This window comes from Geodermatophilus sp. SYSU D00814 (assembly GCF_054050055.1).
Genome location: NZ_JBJGYP010000027.1, coordinates 35,536 through 58,694, shown reverse-complemented (window position 1 = coordinate 58,694; position 23,159 = coordinate 35,536). Strand labels below are relative to the sequence as shown.

Below are 23,159 nucleotides of genomic sequence, written 5' to 3'. Positions count from 1 at the left end.
CGCCACCAGACCTGCGTCGATGACTCCATCAAACCGATGTAGAACCCCCCCCCCCCCCCCGCCCCCCCCCCCCCCCCCCCCCCCCCCCCCCCCCCCCCCCCCCCCCCCCCCCCCCCCCCCCCGGGTCCGTGCACTTCCGCGGAGGTGCCTGACCTACCCGGGCGCTTCCGCGGACGTGCACGGCGGCTCACCGGCGGAGGCGCAGGATCTGGCCCGGGCGCAGCTGCGCGCAGCGGTCGACGTCGGCGTCGGCGACGTAGCCGGCCACCGGGTAGCCGCCGGTCACCGGCGCGTCGCCGAGGAAGAGCACCGGCTGCCCCGACGGCGGCACCTGCAGCGCGCCGCGCAGCAGCCCCTCGCTGGGCAGCTCGCCGGTCACCGCGCGGTCCAGCCGCGGCCCGGCCAGCCGCAGCCCGACCCGGTCGATCTGCGGGGTCACCGTCCACGCCGCGGTGCCCAGCGCCTCCCGTGCCGGGGGCGTCAGCCAGTCGGCGCGCGGGCCGGGAAGCAGCCGCACGGTCACCTCGCCGCCGGGCGGGTCGGGCACCGGGGCGAGGTCGACGCCGGGCGGCGGGCCGGCGGACTGCCCGACCGGCAGCCGGTCGCCGGCGCGCAGCGGTGCCGGGCCCAGCCCGGACAGCACGTCGGTGGACCGCGAGCCGAGCACCGGCTCGACGGCGATCCCGCCGCGGACGGCGAGGTAGGTGCGCAGCCCCGCCGCCGGCGTCCCCAGCGCCAGCGTCGTCCCGGCGCGCAGCAGGCCGGGCGCGGCGTGCACCGGGGACCCCGGGCAGCGCGCGCCGGTGGTGACGACGAGCAGGTCGGCGTTCGCCCGCAGGGCCAGCCCGCCGAGGGTGGCCTCCAGGACGGCGGCCCCCGGGTCGTTGCCCACCAGCCGGTTGGCCAGCGCGGCCGAGGACCGGTCGGCCGCGCCCGAGCGGCCCACCCCGATGCCCGCCAGTCCCGGCCGGCCCCGGTCCTGCACCGTGGTCAGCGGCCCTGGCGCCAGCACGGTCAGCACGGCGTGAACCGCACCCGCACGCCCGGGCGCAGCAGCGCGGCGGGGTCGCGGGCCAGGTCGAACACCGCGACGTCGGTGCGCCCGACCAGCTGCCACCCGCCCGGCGACGCGCGCGGGTAGACGCCGGTGAACCCGCCGGCCAGCGCCACCGACCCGGCCGGCACCCGGGTGCGCGGTGAGGCGCGGCGCGGCAGGTCCCACCCGCCCGCGGCCGGCGTCAGGTAGCCGAAGCCTGGTGCGAAGCCGGAGAACGCGACGGTCCACTCCGTGCCGGTGTGCCGCCGCACCACCTCGGCGGGGTCCACGCCCAGGTGCGCGGCGACGTCGCCGAGGTCCTCGCCGTCGTAGGTCACCGGCAGCTCCACCAGGTCGCCGGTCGCCGCGCGCCCCGGCCGGGGGCGGGCCCGCCGCACCACCGCCTCCACGGCGTCCAGGGTGGTCACCGCGGGGTCGGTGACCACCAGCACCGTCCGCGCGGCCGGGACGAGGTCGACGACACCGGGCGGGCGGTCCTCCTGCAGCGCGGTGTACAGGCCGAGGACGTCGTCGAGGCCGGGCAGCTCCACCAGCAGCGCGGTGGAGCCGCTGGGCAGCACCCGCATCACGGCACGAAGGGGGCGAGGTCGACCCCCGCCCCGGTCAGCGCCGCCCGCACCCGGCGGGCCACCTCGACCGCGCCGGGGGTGTCGCCGTGCACGCAGATCGACCGCGGGGCCAGCCGCAGCGAGCCGCCCTCCACGTCGGTGACCGGCTGGCCGGTGGCCATGGCCACGCAGCGGCGGGCGATCTCGCCGGGGTCGGTCAGCACCGCCCCGGGCAGCCGCCGCGGCACCAGCGTGCCCTCCGGTGTGTAGGCGCGGTCGGCGAAGGCCTCCGCGACCACCGGCAGCCCGGCCTCGCCCGCCAGGCGCAACCAGGCCGAGCCGGGCAGGCCGAGCACCGGCAGCGTGCGGTCGTACTCGGCGACGGCGCGCACCACCGCCGCCGCCTGCTCCTCGTGGTCGACGATCGCGTTGTACAGCGCCCCGTGCGGCTTGACGTAGCGGACCCGGGTGCCGGCCACGCGGGCGAAGGCCTCCAGCGCGCCGACCTGGTAGAGCACGTCCTGGGTGAGCGCGTCGGGCTCGACGTCGACGAACCGGCGGCCGAACCCGGCGAGGTCGCGGTAGCCCACCTGCGCGCCGACCGCGACGCCGGCCGCCGCGGCCCGGTCGCAGACCCGCCGCAGGATCACCGGGTCGCCGGCGTGGAAGCCGCAGGCGACGTTGGCGCTGGTGACCACGCCGAGCAGCGCGTCGTCGTCGCCGAGGGTCCACCGGCCGAAGCCCTCACCGAGGTCGGAGTTGAGGTCCACCCGGGCGATCCTGCTCGGGGAGGGCGGTCAGCGGCCACGCTGGGCGAGCAGCACGCTCCCGAGGGCCAGGACGACGCCGGCCAGCTGCAGCGGCCCGAGCGACTGCCCGAGCAGCGCCCAGCCCGCGGCCGCGGCGACGACGGGGGAGAGCAGCCCGAGGAAGCTCACCCGGTCGGCGGGCAGCAGGCCGATGCCGCGCAGCCACAGCACGTAGGCCAGCGCGGTGTTGACCACCGCCAGGTAGAGGAACCCGCCGACCTGGCCGGCGGTGACCGTCGCCGGCAGCCCCTCCACGGCGAGGGCCAGCGGGAGCAGCAGCGCCCCGCCGGCGGCCAGCTGCCAGCCGGTGAAGGCCAGCACCGGGACCGGTCGCCCCCACCGCTTGGTGAGCACCACGCCGGTGCCCATGCAGCCGGTGGCCACCAGCCCGGCGACGACGCCGAGGGGGTCCAGTCGCGCGGCGTCGGTGAGGACGACGAGGGCGACGCCGGTGACGCCCGCCGCGCCGAGGGCGAAGGTGCGGCCCCGCAGCGGCAGGCCGAGCAGCGGCAGCGAGAGCAGCGCGACCACCAGGGGCTGCACGGCGCCGAGCACCGCGGCCACCCCGCCGGGCAACCGGTAGGCGGCCACGAACAGCAGGGCGAAGAAGGCGCCGATGTTGAGCGTGCCGAGCACCGCCGCCTTCCACCACCACGCCCCGCGGGGGAGCACCCGGCCGGCGGCCACGAGCAGCAGGCCGGCGGGCAGCGCCCGCACCGCCGCGGCCAGCAGCGGGCGGTCCGGCGGCAGCCACTCGGTGGTGACGACGTAGGTGGTCCCCCAGGTGGCCGGCGCGACGGCGGTCAGGGCGGTGAGCGCCCACAGCGGGCGGACCCGCCGCCGGGGCACGGCGGGGACCGCGGTGACCGGTTCCTGGGTCGTGACGGCCACGGCGGACTCCCCTCGATGGCATGTATCTCGACACCAAGATACTTGCTGACGAGTATCTGTCAACCGTGAGACGTGGCAGGATCGAGGGGTGACCGACCGGGACGGCGTCGACGCCATCGTCGAGCAGTGGGCGCGCGAGCGGCCCGACCTCGACACCACGGCGATGGCCGTCTTCGGCCGGGTCTACCGCACCGCCCGGTTGGCCGGGGACGCCCAGGAGCGGTGCTACGCGCGGTTCGGCATCACCCGGGCCGACTTCGACGTCCTGGCCACGGTGCGCCGGGCCGGCGGTCCCGACGGTCTCTCGCCCGGCCGCCTGACCGGCGCGCTGATGCTCAGCAGCGGGGGGATGACCAGCCGGCTGGACCGGCTGGAGCGGGCCGGGCACCTGGTGCGCACCCCGGACCCGGCCGACCGGCGCGCGCTGCTGGTGCGGCTGACCGACTCCGGCCGGGCCCTGGTCGACGAGGCCGTCACCGCCGGGCTCGCCGAGCAGCAGCGGCTGCTCGAGGGCATGTCCCCGGCGGCCGTGCGGCGGCTCGACGACCTGCTGCGCGACCTGCTCGCCTCCGTCGAGGAGCGCGCCGACGGGTGAGCCCGCCGGCCCGCGCGCTCACACCTCGTCGACGGGGAAGCTCCGCGACGGGGACACGTACTCGTCCTGGGCCGCGACCAGCAGGATCTCACGCGATCCGGCCTCCTCGGTGCGCCGCAGCAGGCCCCACACGCTGGCGGCGGCCCGGCCCAGCGCCTCGCCGGCCGAGCGGGTGTCGAGCCAGTGGGCGAGGAACAGCGCGGCGATGGCGTCGCCGGCGCCGTTGACCGACACCGAGAGCCGCGGCGTCCGCACGCGGAAGTGCCGGCCGCCCTCGGAGGCGAGCAGGTCCACGGCGTCCCCGGGGGTGTCCTCGGCGTCCAGCGAGGTGGTCAGCACCACCCGCGGGCCCAGGCCCTGCACGGCGGTGACGGCCTCCTTCACCGAGGCCAGCGACCGCGTGGTCATCTGCGAGAGCAGGTCGAGCTCGTAGTGGTTGGGGGTCACCAGGTCGGCGGCGGGGACGGCGACCTCGCGCATGAGCTCCTCGATGCCCGGGCGGACGAACACGCCCCGGCCGACGTCGCCGATCACCGGGTCGCAGCAGTAGACGGCGTCGGGGTTGGCCGCGCGCACCCTGCTCACCGTGCCGACGACGGCGTGGCCGATGTCGGCCGAGCCCAGGTACCCCGACAGGACGGCGTCGGCGGTGCCGAGCACGCCGCGGTCGGCGATGCCGTCGACGACCTCCTCGACCGCCTGGCCGTCGAAGACCCGGCCGGTCCAGGCCCCGTAGCCGGTGTGGTTGGAGAACTGGACGGTGTGCACCGGCCAGACCTCGACGCCGAGGCGCTGCAGCGGGAACACGGCCGAGGAGTTGCCCACGTGCCCGTAGGCGACGTGCGACTGGATCGAGAGGACGTTGACCACGAGGGGGAACGGTGCCATGCCGGCCGGCGCAGCGGTGCCGGGGGACTCACGCCGCGGCGGCGGGAGGTGGACCGGCGCGGTCGAGCCAGCCGACGACGAGGGCGTGCGGCAGCGTGAGGGCCGCCAGCACCGGCAGGTCGGTGGCCAGGAACCCGCGCCACCCTCCCGCGGCCGACCACAGGGCGGCCAGGACGGCGAGGGCGATGAGGGTCGGCAGCGCGGCGGCTGCGGCGAACCGGCGCAGCGGCCGGCCCAGCCGCCCGGCCGCCAGGTCACCGGCGCCGGCCGGGTCGTCGGCGAGCACGCGGGCGAGGTGCCGGACGGAGTGCCAGCAGCCGAACCACACGCCGAAGGCGGCGAACGGCGGGGCGACCACCACCAGGGTCAGCAGGACGGCGACCTCGGCGGCCTCGAGCCACCGCCCGGCCAGCAGCCGTTCCACGGCCAGCGCACCACCGGCCGGGAGGACGACCGCGAGCACTCCGGTCACGACCGCCGGCGGGATGACGCCCTCGCTCCCCGGCACGACGGCGGCCAGCACCGGCGCGGCCTCGTCGGCGCCGCGGGCCAGCGGGACCAGCAGCACCAGGCCGCCCAGCACCAGCGACGCGGGCGCCTGCCGCCGCACCTCCCGGCCTGCCCGCAGGTCGGCGAAGGCGGTCTCCCCGGTGCCGAAGTGCCAGACGGAGAGGGCGACGAAGACCAGCAGTCCGGGCCCCGGCGCCGCGGCGAAGACCAGCCACGCCAGCGCCGCCACGAGCGCGTAGCCGAGCGCGAACAGCGCCGTCCGGGGCGGCCGCCAGCCCAGCCGGTGGGCGGGGACGAGGTGGTCGGCGGCGCCGTGCGGCAGACCGGCCAGGAGTCCGGCGACCAGGGGCACCCACGCGAGGTTCCCCCAGCCCACCGTTCCCTCGACGGCGACGACGGCGAGGGCCGCGCCGAGCGAGACGGCCGTGGCCGCCCGGGCCGGCGCGGCGAACGGCGTCGTCGCCGCCGGCCGGGCCGGGAACGGCAGCACGGGGTCAGCGCCGGTCGGTCGCCGTGCGCGTGGCCCCGCTGCGGGCGCCGTGCACCTGCTGGTGCTCCGTCTCGTGGTGCTCGTGCGGGTTCCGCGGGTGCTCGGTGGACTCCGGCTGCTCGTCGACGCTGTTGCCGGTGAATCGCACGGCGACCCGTTCGGACACCGTGCCGACCTGCGGCAGCACGCCCTCGCTGTGGTGCACGTGGCTCACCCAGACCGACTCCGGGTGGGTGTCCACGCCGGCGGCGACGTCCTCGGCGGTGCGCAGCTTGGCGACCTTGTGGACCAGCACGCCGAAGCCGACCTTGGCCAGGACGTCGGCCGCGGAGTAGGCGATCTGCACGCCGGCCAGCCACGCCGGGGTGACGTCGACGAAGACGGGGACCGCGTACACGAGCGGGTACACTCCGAAGGTCGCCAGCAGCACGATCGCGGCGTTGCGCAGGCTGGTGGCGGCCTCCCGGCTCATGGACGACCTCGAGGCCCGGACCGCCCCGATGAGGGCGACGTAGAGGTAGGCGTAGAACGCGGTGCTGATCAGCCCCCAGACGACGAGGGCGGTGCGGTCGCGGCCCTCGGCGAGCACCTGGCTGCCGAGGAACCCGGTGAGGATCATCAGGAAGGCGGCCGCCATCGTGGTGAAGCGCAGCTTCCTGGCCCGGGCGCCGGCGATCGAGCACACGGCGAGCAGCTCGGCGGTCAGCAGCGGGACGGTCACGGTCCAGTCGACGTAGCGCGGGTAGAGCGTCGCCCGCGCCGACTCGGCGTTCGGCACGAAGGCGCCGTCCTGGAGGGTGAAGCCGCTGTCCCAGCGGATGAACACCACGAGGTAGGACAGCGTCGCGACCGCGGCGATGCACAGTCCCGCGAGGACCGCCGGCCGGTAGCGGACGCCGATCTCCGACCTGCTCGTCCACGAGTAGAGGAAGTAGGCGAGCAGGGCGAACCCGGCCGCGACGATCGAGTACGTCACCAGGTCGTAGAGACCGGGCGAGAGGGTCTGCAGCTCGGGCGTCGGCGTGTCGAAGACGTCCACGGGACCTCCGGGGCGGGGACAGCGGTGGCGGGCCTCCGCTCGGCCCCGGTGCGCGTTACCCCATCCGGCCGCGCGCAATCGTTTGCCATGCAGCAAGCACCGGGTCACACTCGGCGCCGGGCGCCTCCCGGCGTCCGCCACCCCTGCGGGGAGGGCCCGTGGACCGCGACGCCGACGAGCGGGTGCTGCTGGCGGCCGTGCGCACGGCGATGGGCGTCTCGGTGCGCGCCGCCGACGTCGTCGGCACCTCGCCGGTGCAGCTGCGCGCCCTGACCGTGCTGAGCGAGCGGCCGGGCCTGAGCGTCGGGCAGCTCGCCGAGGGCATGCGGGTCGCCGTCTCGACCACCAGCCGGCTGGCCGACCGGCTCGCAGCGGCCGGGCTGGCCGACCGCCGGCCCTCGGCGGCGGACGGCCGCAGCGTCGTCCTCCGGCTCACCGCCGACGGCGAGCGGCTCCTCGACCGGTACGACGACCTGCGGCTGGCCGACCTCACGGCCTGCCTGGACCGACTGCCGCCGGACCGGCGGCACCGGGTGCTCACCGGGCTGCGGGCACTGACCTCCCCGGCGGAGCCCCCCACGGGCACCGGCCGAGACCGCACACCACGACGGGAGGACCAGCCGTGACGCGCATCGACCGGATCGCCGAGCCGTGGGGGACGCGCATGCCGTACGGGCCGGGGGAGACGTGGCCGACGCGGGTCGACCAGCACCTGGCCGAGGGACTGACGGAGGGCGACGTCGACCGCTGGGTGCAGGCGGCGTCGATCCTGCACTCCAACGGCGACGCGATGGACGTCGCGGTCAAGGACGGCCGCATCGTCGGCGTCCGCGGCCGGGCCGTCGACCGGGTCAACCGCGGCCGGCTGGACCCCAAGGACCTCTACGGCTGGCAGGCCAACGGCTCCCGCGAGCGGCTCACCCGCCCGCTGGTGCGCCGGGACGGCCGGCTGGTCGAGACCGACTGGGACACGGCCATGGACCTCGTCGTCCGGCGGACCCGGGAGCTGCTCGACGAGAGCGGCGCCGGCTCCATCGGCTTCTACAACACCGGCCAGCTCTTCCTCGAGGACTACTACACCCTCGGCCTGATCGCGCACGGCGGCATCGGGACGATCCACGTCGACGGCAACACCCGGCTGTGCACCGCGACGGCGGCCGCGGCGCTCAAGGAGTCCTTCGCTTCCGACGGCCAGCCGGGCTCCTACGCCGACATCGACACCGCCGACGTCATCTGCCTGTACGGGCACAACATGGCCGAGACCCAGGTGGTCACCTGGAGCCGGGTGCTGGACCGGCTGGCCGGCCCGAACCCGCCGCGGGTGGTCTGCATCGACCCCCGGGAGACGCCGGTGGCGCGGGCGGCGACCGTCCACCTCGCCCCGAAGCCGGGGACCAACGTCGCCCTGATGAACGGCCTGCTGCACGAGATCGTCAGCAACGGGTGGATCGACCGGGACTACCTCGACGCCCACGTCGTCGGCTTCGACGAGCTGGCCGAGCGGGTCGCGGAGTACCCGCCCGACGTCGTCGCCGGCACCTGCGACGTCCCGGCTGAGCGGATCCGCGAGGCCGCCCGCGTCATCGGCACCGCCGAGCGGCTGCTGTCGACGGTGCTGCAGGGCTTCTACCAGTCCCACCAGGCCACCGCGGCCGCGGTCCAGGTCAACAACGTGCACCTGGTGCGCGGCATGCTCGGGCGTCCCGGCTGCGGGATCCTGCAGATGAACGGCCAGCCGACCGCGGAGAACACCCGCGAGGCCAGCGCCGACGGCGACCTGCCGGCGTTCCGCAACTGGTCCAACGACGCCCACATCGCCGACCTCGCCCGCATCTGGAACGTCGATCCGGCCCACATCCCGCACTACGCGCCTTCGACGCACGTCATGCAGCAGCTGCGGTACCTCGAGGAGGGCTCGATCCGGATGTTCTGGGTCATCTGCACCAACCCGGCGGTGTCCCTGCCGGAGCTGGCCCGCATCCGGTCGATCCTGTCCCAGGAGCGGCTGTTCCTGGTCGTGCAGGACATCTTCCTCACCGAGACCGCGCAGCTGGCCGACGTCGTCCTGCCCGCGGCCACCTGGGGAGAGAAGACCGGCACCTTCACCAACGCCGACCGCACCGTGCACCTGACGGAGAAGGCGGTCGACCCGCCCGGCGAGGCGCGGCCGGACATGGACATCCTCGTCGACTTCGCGCACCGGCTGGGGCTGCAGGACAAGGACGGCGCCCCACTGGTGAAGTGGTCGGACCCGGAGGGGGCCTTCGAGGCGTGGAAGGAGTGCAGCCGGGGGCGGCCGTATGACTACACCGGCATCACCTACGACAAGCTGCGCGGCGGCAGCGGCATCCAGTGGCCGTGCACCGACGAGGCGCCCGAGGGCACCGAGCGGCTCTACGCCGACGGCCGGTTCTACGCCGACCCGGACTACTGCGAGAGCTACGGCCGCGACCTGCTCACCGGGGCCCCGCTCGACGCCGACGAGTACCGGTCACTGAACCCCTCGGGCAAGGCGGTGATCAAGGCGGCGGAGTACCTCCCGCCGCACGAGGAGCCGAGCGCCGACTACCCGTTCGCCCTGATCACCGGCCGCACGCTGTACCAGTTCCACACCCGCACGAAGACCGCACGGGCGCCCCAGCTGCAGACCGCCGCCCGGGAGGTGTGGGTGGAGATGTCGGTCGGTGACGCCGACCGGCTGCGGGCCCGGGAGGGCGACCTGCTGGAGGTCTCGACGCCGCGCGGCCGGGTGCGGGCCCGGCTGCGGATCAGCGGCATCCGCGACGGCGTCGTCTTCCTGCCCTTCCACTACGGCTACTGGGACGCCCCGGGGCGCCGACGCCGGGTCCGGGCCGCGAACGAGCTCACGCTCACCGACTGGGACGCCGCCTCGAAGCAGCCGATCTTCAAGACCGCGGCCGCCCGCGTGCGCAGGGTCCGCTGGTCGCGGCGCGGCCGGTCGGCGGCACCGACCACCACCGCCTCGGCGCCCGCGCGGGGCGGTGTCCCGCCGACCCGCGGCGGGCCCACCGCCGAGGTCTCGGAGACGCTGCCGGCCGACGGGGGCGCGCGGTGAACCTCGGTCTGGCACTGGAGGAGCTGCACCGCTCGGAGAACCACCTGGCGCACCAGCTGCTGGCCGTCGCCGAACGGCACAAGGCCGACCACGAGGTCTTCCACCTCGGCCGCGACCTGGCCCGCTGGTCGCAGGACCACGTCCGCCGGCTGGCGCCCTTCGGCCCCCGCTACGGCGTCGAGCTCGACCCCGAGCCCGCCGGTGAGCCGCGGTCGCTCGCCCGGTTCAGCGAGGCGGTCAGCGACCGTCTCGGCCGGCGGTCGGCCCCGGCCCTGCTGCTGCTGCGTGACCTCCGCAGTCTCCACGTCCACGCGGTGGGCGTCTCGGTCGACTGGGAGATGGTGGCGCAGGCGGCACAGGGGATCGAGGACACCGAGCTGCTCGGGCTCGCGCAGCGCTGCCACCCGGAGACCCTCCGCCAGGCCAAGTGGGCGAACAGCCGGATCAAGGAGTCCGCGACGCAGATCCTGGTGACGGGATGACCCCGCCCGAGACCCACGTCGTCCTGCGGCCGGTCGCCACGCCGCTGCCGCTGGGCTTCCTCGCCCTGGCCCTGGCGACGACGGTGTTCGCCGCCGTACAGCTGGGGTGGATCCCGCCGACCGAGGGCCGCGTGGCGGCGCTGACCGCTCTGCTGGCCACGGTGCCGCTGCGGCTGCTGGCCTCGATCGTCGGTTTCACGGCCCGCGACCCTGTGGCCGCCACCGGCATGGGCGTGCTGGCCGGCACCTGGGCCGTCGTCGGGCTGACCACGTGGACCTCGCCGCCCGGGGCGACCAGCGCCGGCCTCGGCGTCCTCCTGGTCACAGCGGGCGTGGCCATGGAGATCTCCGCCCTGTCGGCGACGGCCAAGCTCGTCCCGGCCGCGGTGATGGGACTGGCCGGGATCCGGTTCGCCGTCACCGGCGGGTACCACCTCACCGGTTCCCCGACCTGGCAGACAGCGGCCGGCTGGGTCGGTCTCGCGCTCGGCGCCCTCGCGGTCCACGCGGCGCTCGCTCTCGAGCTCGAGGGGTCCCGCGGCCGCACCGTGCTGCCGCTGGGGCGCCGGGGTCCCGGGCGGGCCGCCGTCGAGCCGTCCGGTGTCGGCGGGGAGCCGGGGGTCCGCCCGCAGCTCTGAGTCCTCGCGCCCGACGTCGTGCGCTGCCCCGGGTGCGGCAGGGCACGACGGCTGGCGGGACCACCTGCCGGCCGGGGATTGCCGCCCGCCGGCGGGGGGCAGGACCGGCCGCGTGACGATCCGCATCGGGGTGGTGGGGGCCGGGTTCATCGCCGGCCGGCACGTCGAGTCGCTGACCGGCCTCGACGGCGTCGCCGTCACCGGGGTCGCCGACCCGCAGACCGACCGCGCGCGGCGGCTGGCCGAGCGGGCCGGCGGGCGGGCCCACGGGTCGTGGGAGGACCTGCTCGACGGCGCGGACCTCGACGCGCTCTACGTCTGCGTCCCGCCCGCCCAGCACGGCGCCGTGGAGGACGCCGCGATCGACGCCGGCCTGCCGCTGTTCGTGGAGAAGCCGCTGGACACCGACCTCGCCACCGCCGAGCGGCTGGCCGCCCGCATCGAGGCGACCGGGCTGCTGACCGCCGTCGGCTACCACTGGCGGTACCTCGACACCCTCGAGCAGGCCCGCGGGCTGCTCGCCGGCCGGCCGCCGCGGCTGCTGCTGGGCACCTGGCTCGACGCGGCGCCCACCGCGCCGTGGTGGGCGCGGCATGGCCAGTCCGGCGGGCAGACCGTCGAGCAGGCCACCCACCTGCTCGACGTCGCCCGGGTGCTGGCCGGCGAGGTGGCGTCCGGGTGAGCCGCCGGCGGGCGATCCCCGGACGGCCCCGGGGACGTCCACGACGCCTGTACCGCGTCGCTGCGCTTCGCCGGCGGCGCGCTCGGGTCGTTCTCCAGCACCTGCGTGGCCCCGCGCGGCTGGCGCATCGGCCTGCAGGTGGTCGCCCCCGGGCTCGGCCTGGAGCTCACCGAGCACGAGCTGCGGATCACCGACGCCGACGGCGAGCGCACCGTCGAGCGGGCCCGAGACCCGATCGAGGCCGAGGACGCGGCGTTCGTGGCCGCCGTCCGCGGTGAGGGCGACGACGTCCGCACGCCCTACGCCGAGGCGCTGCACACCCACCGGCTCGCCGTGGCCGTGGCGGGGGCGGCGGCCGGCGGCGGGACGGTGGCGCTGTGAGGCCGGTCCGCACCATCGGCGTCCTGCGCCCCGGCGAGCCGGCCGTCCTCGACGACACCGAGCCCGACCCCGGGCCCGGCCAGGTGTGGGTGACCACCGAGTACAGCGGCATCAGCGCCGGCACCGAAGTGGCGCTGGTGCGCGGCACCGACGCCCACCACGTCACCCGCTGGGACCCCGAGCTGCGCTCCTTCACCCCCGGCGAGCCGGCCGCCGGCTACCCGGTGCGCGCGCTGGGCTACATGGAGGTCGGGCTGGTCACCGAGAGCCGCAGCCCGGATCTCGCCGAGGGCACCCGGGTGGCGCTGGCCTACGGGCACCGCACCGGCCGCTGCGCCGACCCCGCGGCCGTGAACGTCGTCCCGGTGCCCGACGACCTCGACCCGCTGCTCGGCGTCTACCTCGCCCACATGGGGCCCATCTGCGCCAACGGCCTGCTGCACGCGAGTGCGCAGTTCGCCGGGCCCGGCGGCGGGCTCGGCGACGGCGTCCGCGACCGGCACGTCCTCGTCACCGGCGCCGGGGTGATCGGGCTGGTCTCCGCGCTGCTCGCGGTGCGGCACGGCGCCGCCGACGTCGTCGTCGCGGAGCCCTCCCCGCAGCGGCGGGCGGTGGCCGCGGCCCTGGGGCTGGCCACCGTCGACGGCGACGCCTGGCACGAGGTCAAGCAGCGGTGGCGGCACGGGCCCGGCGACGCCGGCGCCGACCTGGTGCTGCAGTGCCGCGGCCACGACACCGCGCTGGCCACCGCGCTCAAGGCGCTGCGACCGCAGGGCGTCGTCGTCGACCTGGGCTTCTACCAGGGCGGCGCCGGGGCGGTGCGGCTCGGGGAGGAGTTCCACCACAACGGCCTGTCGGTCGTGTGCGCGCAGATCGGCCGGGTGCCGCGGGGCATGGCCGGTGCCTGGCCGCGGCGCGCGCTGTCGGCGGCCACCCTCGACCTGCTGCGCGAGCGCGGCGAGGAGGTGCGCCGGCACCTGGTCACCGACGTCGTGCCCTTCGACGAGGGCCCGGCGCTGCTGGCCGACCTCGCGCAGCGCCGTCTCCCCGCCCCGCCGCTGCAGGCCGTGCTGCGGTGCTGACGCCGTCCCGGCGCGTCGCGGGGACCGACTTGTCGCGGAACACGAACGGCGGGATCCTGCGGTCACCGCCGCGGACGCCGGGCACCGGGGGCGCGGCGCGGTCCAGAGGAGGGCCGCCATGGGCTGGGCAGTCGTCAGCGTCGCCGGCTTCGTGGTGACCACGGGGCTGGTCGTGGTGATGGCGCGGAGCAACACCGCCCGCTGGGAGCGCGACCACCGCGCGGCACAGGTGGCCGCGCGGGCGCACGCGGCGCGCGGACGCAGCGTCTGGTCGGCCACGCTGGGCCGGCAGCACGACGGGTCGGGGGCTGCGGCGCGCCGGTCGCACCTGCACCTGCCGCACGTGCGCCTGCCGGCCGGACTGGTGGCCCGGCTGCCGCACCCGCACGTGCCGCGCCCGCACCTGCCGCACCCGAACCTGGAGGCGTTGCACCTGCCGGTCCTGCACCTGCCGCGCCGCGTCCGCCGGGCGCCGGAGCCGGCGGAGGAGCCGCAGCCGTCGGCGGTGGAGCCAGAGCCTGCGGGCGCCGACGGGGACACCACCGGCGTGGCGGGCGGGAGCGGCTGACCGGCTACCCGGCGGCCGGGTAGGGCAGCGTGCCGGTGCGGACGTCCCAGGGCACCGCGCCGGGCCGCCGCGACCGCCGGGCCGCTTCGCGGGCCGCCTCCCGCGCCGCCCGGCGTGCCGCGTCCTGCCGGTCGGCCGACCGCTGCGCGTGCGCGGCCCGCGCCTCGGCCAGGCCCGGCGCGCTCACCCCGTCGGCGGTCAGGGCGCAGGCGGCCGGCCGCACCCAGCGCACCCGGTCGGCGGCGTCGCGGACCCCGACGAGCAGGCCCCGGTCGTGGCGCCGCAGCGACAGCGCCGCGCCGCGCACGCTCGCCTCGGTGGCCCCGGCGTCGTCGGCGCCGGGGCCGTAGAGCCAGGTGACCGACCGCGCCGTGCGGCGGAGCCGGTCGTCGCGCGCCCGCCAGGCGGTGTCGCCCAGCGGCGTGAGCTGCACCTGCAGGACGGCGCCGAGCGCGTCGACGGCGACGTGCAGGCCGACGTGCCCGTCCCGCCCGGTCAGCGTCTCCACCCGCGGCCGGTGGCCCTGGCCGGTGAGCCACGCGGTGAGCGCGGGGCGGTAGCGCAGGGGGTCGTAGGCGCGGGCTGCCGTCGCCGGGCGGGCGAGGAGACCGCACGGCTGCCCGCCGGTGTGCCGGAAGGCGGCCGCGCCGCCGTCGGTGACCACCTCGAGCAGCGCGCCGCAGCCACCGGCCCGCCGCGCGCACCAGAAGGCACCGCCGGCCTGCTCGTCGAGCAGGCGCGCCCCGGCGGCGTCCGCGGGCAGCTCGACGGCGGCCGTGCCCTCCGGCCCGTCGGTCACCGCCCAGCGCAGTCCGTCCACGCGCCGCACGGTAGGAGCGGGGTCCGACAGTCCCTAGCGCGCGAGGGAGCGGAAGAGGTCGGCCAGGCGGTCGGCGTGCGCGTCGAACACGTGCCGCTCGCGGGCGGCCAGCGCCGCGGCCTGCCCGGCCCGGGTCGCCACCTCCGCGTGCAGCGCCGCGGCGACGTCGTCGGCCGAGCGGTAGAACAGCCCCGTCCCGTCTGCCCGCAGCACCCGCTCCACCGACACCCTCGACCCGGGGTTGGCCTGCTGCAGCAGCGGCAGCCCCGCGGCCAGGCACACCGGCAGCCGCGCGGGGGAGTTGAGGTCGTCCCAGGTGGCCCGGCGCAGGTCGCCGCCGTTGGCCGAGTCGAAGCGGTGCAGCCAGCCGGCGTCGTGGCGGGACAGCTCGCGCACCCAGTCCTCCGGCCCCACCGCCGGGTGCACGTGCACGAACCCCGGCGCGCGGGCGAGCGCCTCGTCGAGCCAGCCGGTCCAGGAGCCCTTCGGCCCGGGCGCGCGCACCTGCCCGTAGAGGTGGGTGTGCACGCCGCGGTCGGCCAGCGCCAGCACCCAGTCCAGGTCCAGCCCCGAGGGCCGGCCGACGACGGCGGCGTGCGGCTGCCCGTCGGCGTCGGACGGCTTGGGCGACAGCGGCGCGTCGAGCCAGTCGCGCTTGGGCAGGTCGCCGTCGAGGACGCCCAGCCGGGCGGGGTCGACCCGGCCGGACAGGGCGAGGGCGAACCAGTCGCGCTCCTCCTCGGTGGCCAGCAGGACCGCGTCGGCGCCGCAGACGAGGTCGGCCAGCAGCGGCCACTCCCCGCGGACGACGCTGCGCTGCGGCGCCTCCTTGAAGTGCCACACGAACGGCAGGTCGGGAAAGGCCTGCCGCACCGCGTGCGCGAACGGCACCGCCCGCCAGTTCAGCTGCGCCCACACGACGTCGGGGGCGAGGTCGCGCACGCCCTCGCGCCAGGTGTCGCGGTCGAGGTCGGGCACGGAACCGAACGGCAGCGGCCCGACGGTGGCGTCGCCGAGCCCGTCGGCGGTCCACAGCCCGGTGAGCCGGTGGCCGCGCTCGGCCAGCGCCAGCACCCGCTCGGGGTTGAACGCCAGCTCGCCGACGACGAGCACCGACAGCCCGTCGGCGCTCGGCTCGTACCGACGCGACCGGAACCGCGCGTACCGGGACCGCTCGTCGAGGTCGGTGCCGTCGGTGGAGGAGAACCGCAGCGGCCCGGCGACCCGGTAGCGGGTGCGGAACACGTTGGGGCCGCCGTCGAAGGCCTCCCGGATCGCCCGGGACCGCTGCCCGGGGTGCTGCGTCCACGCGCAGGTGACCCGGCCGGTGCCGGTCGCCGTCCCGCGGGCGGCGACCCGGGTCCACATCAGCCGGTCGAGGTCGTCGGTCTCGAGCTCCGCGCGCTCGGTCCACCGGTCGCCGGTGCGCCGGTGCACGACCTGCACCAGCTGCGCGTACGGGGTGCCGGCCGGCTCGGCCAGCCCGGCACGGACCAGCACGACGGCGGGGTCGGCCAGCCGGTCGAGGGCGGTGGCCAGGTGGTCGGGGAACCAGACGTCGTCGGCCGGCAGGTAGGCCACGACCGGTGCGGTGGTGGCGTCGAGCGCGGTGTTGAGGGCCGCGCCGAGGCCGCGGTTGTCCTCGGTGCGCAGCAGCCGCACCCGGGGGTCGCCGGGCACGGTCACCGGCGCGCGCGACCCGTCGTCGACGACCACCGCCTCCCACGCCGTCTCCCGCTGGGCCAGCAGCGACTCCAGCGCCCGCGGGAGGAAGGCCGCCTGCTCGTGCACCGGCACGAGGACGGCGACCCGGGGGGTCACGCGGCGGGCTCGAGGTCGTCGGCCGTGCCCAGCACCCGGTCGTAGACGCCGGCCACCCGCGCCGACAGCGCCGGCCACCCGTACTCGGCCGACCGGGCGCGGGCGCCGGCGGCCAGCCGCGCCCGCAGGACGTCGTCGCCGGTGACCCGGTCGAGGGCGGCGGCCAGCGCGTCGGCGTCGCCGGGCGGCACCAGCAGCCCGGTGACGCCGTGCCGCACCACCTCGGGGATCCCGCCGACGTCGCTGGCGACCACCGGCAGGCCCGCGGCCATCGCCTCGGTGAGCACCGAGCCCATCTCCTCGTACGCGGAGGGCAGCACCAGCACGTCGAGGGAGGCCAGCACCGCGGGCACGCGGGCGTGCTCGACGAAGCCGGCCAGGGTGATCCGGTCGGCGGCGGGGCTCTCGGCGGCCAGCCGCTCGACGAGCGCCCGGTCGGGACCGTCGCCGACGACGACCAGCGAGGCCTGCTCCCGCATCCGCCCGAACGCCCGCACCAGCGTGCCGGGGCTCTTCTGCGGCGCCAGCCGGCCGACGTAGCCGATGCGCGGCCGCGGCACCCCGGGGAAGACGTCGGCGGAGGAGGTGGTGAACAGCGCCGGGTCGAAGCCGGAGGGGACGGTGGAGAGGCGGTCGGCCGGCACGCCGTCGTCGGCCAGCGCGGCGGCGGTGCGCCCGGTGAGGACGACGACGGCGTCGGCGCGCCGCAGTGCGCCGCGCTCGATCCAGCCGCCCAGCGCGCGCAGCAGCCGCACCTTCGGGCCGCGGCCGGCCAGCGTGTGCGCCACGCTGCAGTGCACGGTGACCACCAGCGGGCAGCGGTGCACCCGCGCGGCCAGCCGGGCCAGCGGCAGGGTGGCGAGGTCCTCGCCCTGGTGGGCGTGCACGACGTCGACCGGCGCCCGGTGGCCGGCGCGCAGCACGGCGGGCAGCCCGGACAGCGCCCACAGCTGGCGCAGCCGCGGCACCCGCACCCCGGTGCGGTGCACCCGCGCGGCGGCGCCCACCGACGAGGTCCCCGCCGGGCCGGCCAGCCGCGCCGTCACCACCGTCTGCCGCACGCCCCGGGCGTCCAGGCAGCGGGTCAGCGTCGCCGTGTGGTTCTGCATGCCGCCGATCGGGTCGAAGCGGGCCGCGCGGGCGTCGAGCTCGCCGGGGAGGGCGCCGGGCCGGTCCGGCCGCCGGGCCTCCGGGGGTTCGAAGACGCTGCACAGGCGCAGCACGTGCAGGTCAGCGGCGGCGCGGGACACGCGAGGGGACCTCCGGCTCCTCGGGGGGCGAGACCCGTAGTGCACCACGAGTTAGCGCACGGCACAGCCGGGGCAGTGGGGCGGGGTGATCACCCCGCTCGCCGACCCCGCCGTCCGCCGGGTGGCGCTGGTCCGGCTCCGGGTGGGCCTGGGCGACCTGCTGTGCACCGTCCCCGCGCTGCGCCGGCTGCGCGCCGCCCGCCCCGACGTCGAGGTGACGCTGGTGACCTTCGGCCGCATGGCGCCGGTGGTGGCGCGCCTCGGCGTCCCGGTCGGGCTGCTGCCCTTCCCCGGCGCGCCGGGCATCCCCGACGGGCCGGTCGACGCCGCCGGGTGGGAGCCGTTCACCGCGGCCGCCCGGGACCGCCGGTTCGACCTCGCGCTGCAGGCCTACGGCGACCGGCCGGCCGCCAACCGGGTCACCGCCGCGCTCGGCGCCCGGCTCACCGGCGGGTTCGCGCCCACCGGGTGGCCGCCCCCGCCGAGCACCGAGGCGCTGCACCTGCGCTACCCGCTGCACCTGCACGAGGCCGCGCGGCACGTCGCGCTGCTGGAGCACCTGGGCCTGCCGCCCGGCGGGGACGCCGCGATGGGCTTCCCGCTCACCGCCGACGACGAGGCCGAGCACGCCGCCACCCTCGCCGCGGCGGGGCTCGAGCCGGGCCGCTACGCCGTCCTGCACCCCGGCGCGTCGGCGCCCACCCGGCGCTGGCCGGTGGACCGCTACGCCGCGGTCGGCGACGCGCTGGCCGCCGACGGGCTGGCCGTCGTCGTCACCGGGGTGGCCGCCGAGCGGGACATCTCGGCGCGGGTGGTCGCGGCGATGCGCGCCCCGGCCGTCGACCTCACCGGCGCCACCAGCCTGGGCGGGCTGGCCGCGCTGCTGCGCGACAGCGCGGTGCTCGTCGGCAACGACACCGGCTCGGCGCACCTCGCCGCCGCCGTCGGCGCCCGCTCCGTGACGGTCTTCCTCCCCGGCGACCCGGTGCGCTGGGCGCACCCCGGGCCCCGGCACCGCGCCCTGACGCCGGCCGTCGCCTGCGCGCCCTGCCCGCACCTGGCCTGCCCGATCGAGTTCCGCTGCGCGCTGACCGTCTCGCCGTCCGCGGTGGCCGGTGCGGCGCGCGAGCTGGCCGCCTCGTGAGGGTCTCCTTCCTCGCCGACTCCAGCGGGTGGGGCGGCGCCGAGGTGTGGCTGACCCACCACCTGCGCCGGGCCGCCGAGCACGGCGCGACGGCGTCGCTGGTGTGCGCCGAGCCGGTGGCGTCCGGCTTCGCGCACCTCGACGTCGAGCGCGCCGTCGTCCCGCTGACCCGGCACACGGCCGCGGCGCCGCGCACCCGGGCGGCGCTGGCCGCGCAGCGCCCCGACGTCGTCGTGGTCAACCTCGTCGACCCCGCGTCCAACGCCGCCGCGGTCGCCGCCGCGCAGCAGGTGGCGCCCACCGTCGGCGTGCTGCACCTGGTCGGCGACACCCGGGCGGGGGAGGAGCGCGCCGTGCTGACCGCGCTCTACCGGCGCATGGCCGCGGTGGTCAGCCCCTCGGAGGAGGGCCGCGCGCAGCTGGTGGCCGACCTCGGCGTCGACCCGGCCCGGGCGCACGTGGTGCCCAACGGCGTCGACGTGCCGCCCGATCCCGCCGGGCCGGCCGGGCGCCCGGTGCCGCGGGTCGGCGCGTTCGGCCGGCTCACCGCGCAGAAGGGCTTCGACGTGCTGCTCGCCGCGCTGCGCCGCCTGGACGTGCCGTTCGACGCCGTCATCGGCGGGGCCGGCCGCGACGGCGAGGCGCTGCGGGCCGCGGCCGCCGGCCTGCCGGTGCACCTCCCCGGCTGGGTCTCCGACGTCCGCGGCTTCCTCGCCGGGCTGGACCTGTTCGTGCTGTCCTCGCGGGTCGAGGCGCTGCCCCTGGTGCTGCTGGAGGCGATGGCCGAGGGCCTGCCGTGCGTGTCCACCGACGTCGGCGACGTCCGGCGCGCGGTGGGGGAGGACGCCGTCGTCGTGCCGGTGGAGGACGCCGGCGCGCTGGCCGGGGCGCTGCGCGGGCTGCTCACCGACCCCGCCCGGCGCGTGGACCTCGGGGTACGGGCCCGGGCGCGGGCCGAGCGCGACCTCGACGCCGGGCTGATGGCCTCGCGGACCTACGCCGTCCTCCGGCAGGTGCGCGCCGCGGCGTGAGGCCGGGGGGCGGCGGCGTCCCTCCGTCAGGCGCCACCGCCCCGCGGCGGGGCTCAGCCGGCGCCGGGGCGCCCGCCCGCCACCCACCCCCCGAGCCCCCCGACCCCGCCGCGCCGCCCCGCCCCCCCCCCCCCCCCCCCCCCCCCCCGCCGCCGCGCCCCCCCCCCCCCCCCCCCCCCCCCCCCCCCCCCCCCCCCCCCCCCGCGGCCGGTCTCAGCCGGCGCCGGGCAGCCCGGCCGCCACCCACGCGCGGTGCCCGCCGACGACGTCGCTCGCCGTCGCCAGGCCCAGCGAGCGCAGCGCGTCGGCGGCCAGGCTGGAGGTGTAGCCCTCCTGGCAGAGGACGACGACGTCCACGTCGTACCCGGTGGCCTGCGGCAGCCGCGCGTCGCTCTCCGGGTCGAACCGCCACTCGAGGTGGTTGCGCTCGACGACCAGCGCGCCGGGCACCTCGCCCTCGGTCTCGCGCTGCGACTGCGGCCGGATGTCGACGAGCACCGCGCCGTGGGCCACCCGCCGAGCGGCCTCGGCCGGGGTGAGGCGGGTGATCCGGGACCGGGCCTCGGCCAGCAGCTGGTCGACGCTCCTGGCGCCGGGCGGGCGGGCGCTCACCAGTCGACACCGGCGCGCTCGGTGCCGGTGTGCAGCAGCACCCCGCCCTCGAGGTCGTAGGTGCTCATCTGGCGGAGCCCGGGGGTGTAGGCGTGCACGCTCACGGCCGCCGCGGTGCCCCGGTTGGCCACCCGGTGGACGTGGTGCGGGCCGAAGGGCCGCACCCGCCCGGCGGTCAGCTCGGCGCGCGCCTCCCGGACGGCGCCGACCGGACCGCCCACGGTGTCCTCGGTCAGCGTCCCCCGGACGACGGCGAAGGCGCCGGCCGAGCCGCCGTGGTCGTGCAGCGGCGTGCCCTGGCCGGGCAGCCAGGTCAGCAGCCAGACCTGCGCGCCGGCGACGTCGGCGGCCAGGGCGGGGTCGAGCAGGGCGGCGGCGTCCTCGGCCGGCAGCAGGCCGGTCCAGCGGCTCTCGGCGCGGTACTCGACCCGCGGCAGCCACGCCTCGGCGACGGCGGCCAGGGCGGCGGCGACCGTGGCGGCGGAGGTGGTGCGGGCGGTGGGGGTGTCGGTCGTGAGCTGGTCGCGGGCGGCGTCGGACAGCAGGGAGGTGAGCGGGGGCATCGGGACTCCGGGTGCAGGGCGCGCCGGCGCCCCGTCGGGGGGCGGGCGCGGGAGGTGGCGGTGGTCGGGCGCTCAGGCAGCCGGACACAGCGCGCTGGCGACCCGCAGCAGGTCCACGGCGGACCGGCGGGTGAGCGTCAGGGCGGGTGCCACGGGGCCATCCGACCCGGCCGGTCAATGTGTGTCAAGTCGATCGCCGTGGTGCACTTTGGCGTGTCGCGTGTCGGGACCGGGGAGACGACGTCAGTCGGGGAGCAGGACGGTGCGCAGCTCGTGCGCGCCGTCGGCGCGGGTGGCCTCGTAGAACCACCGGGCGCCCCCGCCGGGCAGCGCGACGACGTCGGCGTAGCGCAGCCCGTGCGGGGCGTGCGGACTCTGCAGGTACGGCCCACCCGGGGCGGCGCGGAAGCCGCCGCCGTCGAGCCGGGCGAGGCCGGTGCGCTCCTCCCAGTTCTCCTCCGCGGTGGCCCGGCCGTCGTAGAGCGCCCAGGTGCGGTCGCCGTCGAGGACGACCGTGCTGAACCGCACGCCGCGGGCGTCCCAGCCGCCCGGGGTGCCGGCCAGCGCGGTGCCCTGCCACGTCCAGGTGACGCCGTCGGGGCTGGTGGCGTGCTCGGTGGTCATCCGGTCGGTGGCGCCGGGGTCGTCGAGCGGGTGCACCGAGGCCCACAGGTGCCACTGGCCACCGTCCCACCGCACGACCGGGTCCTTGGGCGCCTCGGTGGCGCTGCCGGGCAGTACGGTGCGCGGCTCGGCGGCGCCCAGCCCTGCCACGGTGTCGGCCTCCAGCAGGTCCACCCGCCAGTGCCGGGTGCCCGGCGTCGCGCAGCTGACGTAGAGCCGCCAGCGGCCGTCAGGCGTGTGCACCAGGGCCGGGCGCTCCAGCGACTCGGCGCCGAAGCGGTCCTTGCCGAGGGCGAGGACCGGCTCGAAGCGCACGCCGTCGTCGGACCGGGCCACCACGGTGCCGAAGCCGCGCCCCTCGCCGACCGGGCGGCGCAGCCGGTGGGCCAGCCACCACGTGCCGTCGACCAGCTGGGCCGACGGCGCGCCGGCCCACGAGCCGGGGCGCGGGTCCTCCGGCTCGGCGACGACCTCGGCGTCGGCCCAGAAGCGGTCGGGCGCCGGGGGGCGGGGCGCGGTCACTCGGCGGCTCCTCTCGGGCAGGTGGCGGACCTCCCCGTGTGTACACCGCGGGACGGGGGTGGGCCGGGTGTCCGCTGACGCCGAGCGGCTCCCGCAGTTCGTGATCGCCGGTGCCCCCAAGGCCGGGACGACGGCGCTGCACGCGGCGCTGGCCACCCACCCGGGGCTGTACCTGTCGCCGGTGAAGGAGCCGAAGTACTACCTGACCGACGGGCGCCCGCCGCCGCGCAGCCGCCAGCGGGGACCCGGGGACGCGCACAGCGCCCGGGAGTGGGTGTGGCGGCGCGCGGACTACCTGCGGCTGTTCGACGGTGCCCCGCCCGGGACGGTGCGCGGGGAGAGCACGCCGTTCTACCTGCACGACCGCGCCGCGCAGCGCCGCCTGGCCGCCGACGTCCCGGGGATCCGCGTGGTGGTCGTCGTGCGCGACCCGGTGGACCGCGCGTGGTCGAACTGGGTGCACCTGCGCGCCGACGGCCTGGAGCCCGAGGCGGACTTCCGCACCGCCGTCTCGCGGGAGGACGCGCGGGTGGCGGCCGGCTGGGCGCCGTTCTGGCACTACCGCGGGCTGGGGCGCTACGGCGAGCAGCTGCGCGACCTGTACGCCGTGCTGCCGCGGTCGCAGGTGCTCCTGCTGCGCTACCGGCAGCTGGTCGACACCCCCCGCGAGACGCTCGACCGGGTCAGTGCCTTTCTCGGTGTCGAGCCGGGGGTGGCGCACACGGTGGCGCCGGAGAACGTCAAGCCGTACGTCCCGGACACGCCCCGGTACCGGGCGCTGGCCCGGGTGGTGCGGGCCGGCGCGGCGCTGGGCGCGTACGCGCCGCCGCAGGTGTGGCGGCAGGTCTCGCGGCCGCTGCTCGCCGCGCTGCACGCCGGGCGGGCGCCCCGGCCGCCGCTGCCGGTGGAGGTGCGCCGCGCGGTGCTCGCCCCGCTGCTGCCCGACATCACGCTGCTCGAGGAGCTCACCGGGGAGTCCTTCGACGACTGGCGCCGCGACACCGGCCGCGGCGACTTCCGCTCGCGCCGGTCCTGA

26 protein-coding genes are annotated in these 23,159 nt (G+C 77.8%); 12 read left to right on the top strand and 14 right to left on the bottom strand.

Annotated elements, in window-relative coordinates; translation table 11 throughout:
* Nucleotides 1-187: 187 nt before the first annotated feature.
* The 4 genes from ACI780_RS19175 to ACI780_RS19160 are packed head-to-tail and all read right to left on the bottom strand — an operon-like array spanning nt 188 to nt 3,305.
* Nucleotides 188-1,021: a 5-oxoprolinase subunit C family protein gene (locus ACI780_RS19175; RefSeq protein ID WP_457004981.1), complete on the bottom strand. Its 834-nt coding sequence runs from the start codon at nt 1,019-1,021 to the stop codon at nt 188-190.
* The gene (gene pxpB, locus ACI780_RS19170; RefSeq protein ID WP_457004983.1) at nt 1,015-1,623 is read right to left on the bottom strand and encodes a 5-oxoprolinase subunit PxpB; all 609 of its coding nucleotides are present in this window, start codon (nt 1,621-1,623) and stop codon (nt 1,015-1,017) included. The genes ACI780_RS19175 and pxpB overlap by 7 nt, the downstream gene beginning before the upstream one ends.
* Nucleotides 1,623-2,375 (bottom strand): LamB/YcsF family protein, encoded by a 753-nt coding sequence (locus ACI780_RS19165; RefSeq protein ID WP_457004979.1) that lies wholly within the window; start codon nt 2,373-2,375, stop codon nt 1,623-1,625. Before ACI780_RS19165 ends, pxpB begins: the two co-directional genes overlap by 1 nt.
* Before the next feature lie 27 nt (nt 2,376-2,402).
* Complete coding sequence (locus ACI780_RS19160) at nt 2,403-3,305, bottom strand: EamA family transporter (RefSeq protein ID WP_456868858.1); 903 nt, start codon at nt 3,303-3,305, stop codon at nt 2,403-2,405.
* Between the two features lie 88 nt (nt 3,306-3,393).
* Between ACI780_RS19160 and ACI780_RS19155 the strand changes: the two genes are divergently transcribed.
* Nucleotides 3,394-3,900, top strand: a complete 507-nt coding sequence (locus ACI780_RS19155) for a MarR family winged helix-turn-helix transcriptional regulator (protein WP_457004976.1) — start codon at nt 3,394-3,396, stop codon at nt 3,898-3,900.
* An 18-nt stretch (nt 3,901-3,918) separates the two neighbouring features.
* Here the strand turns inward: ACI780_RS19155 and pdxY are convergent, their stop codons facing one another.
* The 3 genes from pdxY to ACI780_RS19140 are packed head-to-tail and all read right to left on the bottom strand — an operon-like array spanning nt 3,919 to nt 6,827.
* Nucleotides 3,919-4,788 (bottom strand): pyridoxal kinase PdxY, encoded by an 870-nt coding sequence (pdxY, locus tag ACI780_RS19150; RefSeq protein WP_456868856.1) that lies wholly within the window; start codon nt 4,786-4,788, stop codon nt 3,919-3,921.
* 28 nt (nt 4,789-4,816) lie between these two features.
* The gene (locus ACI780_RS19145; RefSeq protein ID WP_457004974.1) at nt 4,817-5,788 is read right to left on the bottom strand and encodes a Brp/Blh family beta-carotene 15,15'-dioxygenase; all 972 of its coding nucleotides are present in this window, start codon (nt 5,786-5,788) and stop codon (nt 4,817-4,819) included.
* Nucleotides 5,789-5,792: 4 nt separating this feature from the next.
* On the bottom strand, nt 5,793-6,827 hold the full coding sequence (locus ACI780_RS19140) for a bacteriorhodopsin (RefSeq protein WP_457004972.1): 1,035 nt from the start codon (nt 6,825-6,827) through the stop codon (nt 5,793-5,795).
* A gap of 158 nt (nt 6,828-6,985) precedes the next feature.
* Between ACI780_RS19140 and ACI780_RS19135 the strand changes: the two genes are divergently transcribed.
* The 8 genes from ACI780_RS19135 to ACI780_RS19100 all read left to right on the top strand — a co-directional run bounded on the left by ACI780_RS19135 (nt 6,986) and on the right by ACI780_RS19100 (nt 13,736).
* Entirely contained in the window at nt 6,986-7,453 is a 468-nt protein-coding gene (locus tag ACI780_RS19135; RefSeq protein WP_457004970.1) for a MarR family winged helix-turn-helix transcriptional regulator, read from the top strand.
* On the top strand, nt 7,450-9,903 hold the full coding sequence (locus ACI780_RS19130) for a molybdopterin oxidoreductase family protein (RefSeq protein ID WP_457004968.1): 2,454 nt from the start codon (nt 7,450-7,452) through the stop codon (nt 9,901-9,903). The genes ACI780_RS19135 and ACI780_RS19130 overlap by 4 nt, the downstream gene beginning before the upstream one ends.
* Nucleotides 9,900-10,385: a hypothetical protein gene (locus ACI780_RS19125; protein ID WP_457004966.1), complete on the top strand. Its 486-nt coding sequence runs from the start codon at nt 9,900-9,902 to the stop codon at nt 10,383-10,385. Before ACI780_RS19130 ends, ACI780_RS19125 begins: the two co-directional genes overlap by 4 nt.
* Entirely contained in the window at nt 10,382-11,023 is a 642-nt protein-coding gene (locus tag ACI780_RS19120; protein ID WP_457004964.1) for a hypothetical protein, read from the top strand. Before ACI780_RS19125 ends, ACI780_RS19120 begins: the two co-directional genes overlap by 4 nt.
* A 112-nt stretch (nt 11,024-11,135) precedes the next feature.
* Entirely contained in the window at nt 11,136-11,705 is a 570-nt protein-coding gene (locus tag ACI780_RS19115; RefSeq protein WP_457004962.1) for a Gfo/Idh/MocA family protein, read from the top strand.
* A 105-nt stretch (nt 11,706-11,810) separates the two neighbouring features.
* Nucleotides 11,811-12,086 carry a hypothetical protein gene (locus tag ACI780_RS19110; RefSeq protein WP_457004960.1) on the top strand — a complete coding sequence of 92 codons (276 nt, stop codon included), beginning with the start codon at nt 11,811-11,813 and terminating at the stop codon, nt 12,084-12,086.
* Nucleotides 12,083-13,168: a zinc-binding dehydrogenase gene (locus ACI780_RS19105; RefSeq protein WP_457004958.1), complete on the top strand. Its 1,086-nt coding sequence runs from the start codon at nt 12,083-12,085 to the stop codon at nt 13,166-13,168. The genes ACI780_RS19110 and ACI780_RS19105 overlap by 4 nt, the downstream gene beginning before the upstream one ends.
* 118 nt (nt 13,169-13,286) lie before the next feature.
* Nucleotides 13,287-13,736: a hypothetical protein gene (locus ACI780_RS19100; protein ID WP_456868848.1), complete on the top strand. Its 450-nt coding sequence runs from the start codon at nt 13,287-13,289 to the stop codon at nt 13,734-13,736.
* Nucleotides 13,737-13,740: 4 nt separating this feature from the next.
* On the opposite strand, the gene ACI780_RS19095 is transcribed toward ACI780_RS19100, so the two are convergent.
* Genes ACI780_RS19095 through ACI780_RS19085 form a run of 3 tightly spaced genes read right to left on the bottom strand, consistent with a single transcriptional unit; the run spans nt 13,741 to nt 17,627 of the window.
* Nucleotides 13,741-14,556: a hypothetical protein gene (locus ACI780_RS19095; protein WP_457004956.1), complete on the bottom strand. Its 816-nt coding sequence runs from the start codon at nt 14,554-14,556 to the stop codon at nt 13,741-13,743.
* A gap of 33 nt (nt 14,557-14,589) precedes the next feature.
* Nucleotides 14,590-16,377 (bottom strand): glycosyltransferase, encoded by a 1,788-nt coding sequence (locus ACI780_RS19090; RefSeq protein ID WP_457004954.1) that lies wholly within the window; start codon nt 16,375-16,377, stop codon nt 14,590-14,592.
* Nucleotides 16,374-17,627: a glycosyltransferase gene (locus ACI780_RS19085; protein WP_457004952.1), complete on the bottom strand. Its 1,254-nt coding sequence runs from the start codon at nt 17,625-17,627 to the stop codon at nt 16,374-16,376. The genes ACI780_RS19090 and ACI780_RS19085 overlap by 4 nt, the downstream gene beginning before the upstream one ends.
* A gap of 85 nt (nt 17,628-17,712) precedes the next feature.
* Between ACI780_RS19085 and ACI780_RS19080 the strand changes: the two genes are divergently transcribed.
* Nucleotides 17,713-18,771 carry a glycosyltransferase family 9 protein gene (locus ACI780_RS19080; RefSeq protein ID WP_456868844.1) on the top strand — a complete coding sequence of 353 codons (1,059 nt, stop codon included), beginning with the start codon at nt 17,713-17,715 and terminating at the stop codon, nt 18,769-18,771.
* Nucleotides 18,768-19,802 carry a glycosyltransferase gene (locus tag ACI780_RS19075; RefSeq protein ID WP_457004950.1) on the top strand — a complete coding sequence of 345 codons (1,035 nt, stop codon included), beginning with the start codon at nt 18,768-18,770 and terminating at the stop codon, nt 19,800-19,802. Before ACI780_RS19080 ends, ACI780_RS19075 begins: the two co-directional genes overlap by 4 nt.
* Nucleotides 19,803-20,015: 213 nt before the next feature.
* Here ACI780_RS19075 and ACI780_RS19070 read toward each other — a convergent pair whose 3' ends face one another.
* From ACI780_RS19070 to ACI780_RS19055, 4 genes are all read right to left on the bottom strand, one after another.
* Complete coding sequence (locus tag ACI780_RS19070; RefSeq protein ID WP_457004948.1) at nt 20,016-20,414, bottom strand: rhodanese-like domain-containing protein; 399 nt, start codon at nt 20,412-20,414, stop codon at nt 20,016-20,018.
* Nucleotides 20,411-20,977: a cysteine dioxygenase gene (locus ACI780_RS19065; RefSeq protein WP_457004946.1), complete on the bottom strand. Its 567-nt coding sequence runs from the start codon at nt 20,975-20,977 to the stop codon at nt 20,411-20,413. Before ACI780_RS19065 ends, ACI780_RS19070 begins: the two co-directional genes overlap by 4 nt.
* A 72-nt stretch (nt 20,978-21,049) precedes the next feature.
* Nucleotides 21,050-21,130, bottom strand: coding sequence for a putative leader peptide (locus tag ACI780_RS19060; RefSeq protein ID WP_425283680.1), 81 nt, complete (start codon nt 21,128-21,130; stop codon nt 21,050-21,052).
* A gap of 90 nt (nt 21,131-21,220) precedes the next feature.
* Nucleotides 21,221-22,123: a hypothetical protein gene (locus ACI780_RS19055; RefSeq protein WP_456868842.1), complete on the bottom strand. Its 903-nt coding sequence runs from the start codon at nt 22,121-22,123 to the stop codon at nt 21,221-21,223.
* A gap of 67 nt (nt 22,124-22,190) precedes the next feature.
* Between ACI780_RS19055 and ACI780_RS19050 the strand changes: the two genes are divergently transcribed.
* Nucleotides 22,191-23,159 (top strand): sulfotransferase, encoded by a 969-nt coding sequence (locus ACI780_RS19050; RefSeq protein ID WP_456868841.1) that lies wholly within the window; start codon nt 22,191-22,193, stop codon nt 23,157-23,159.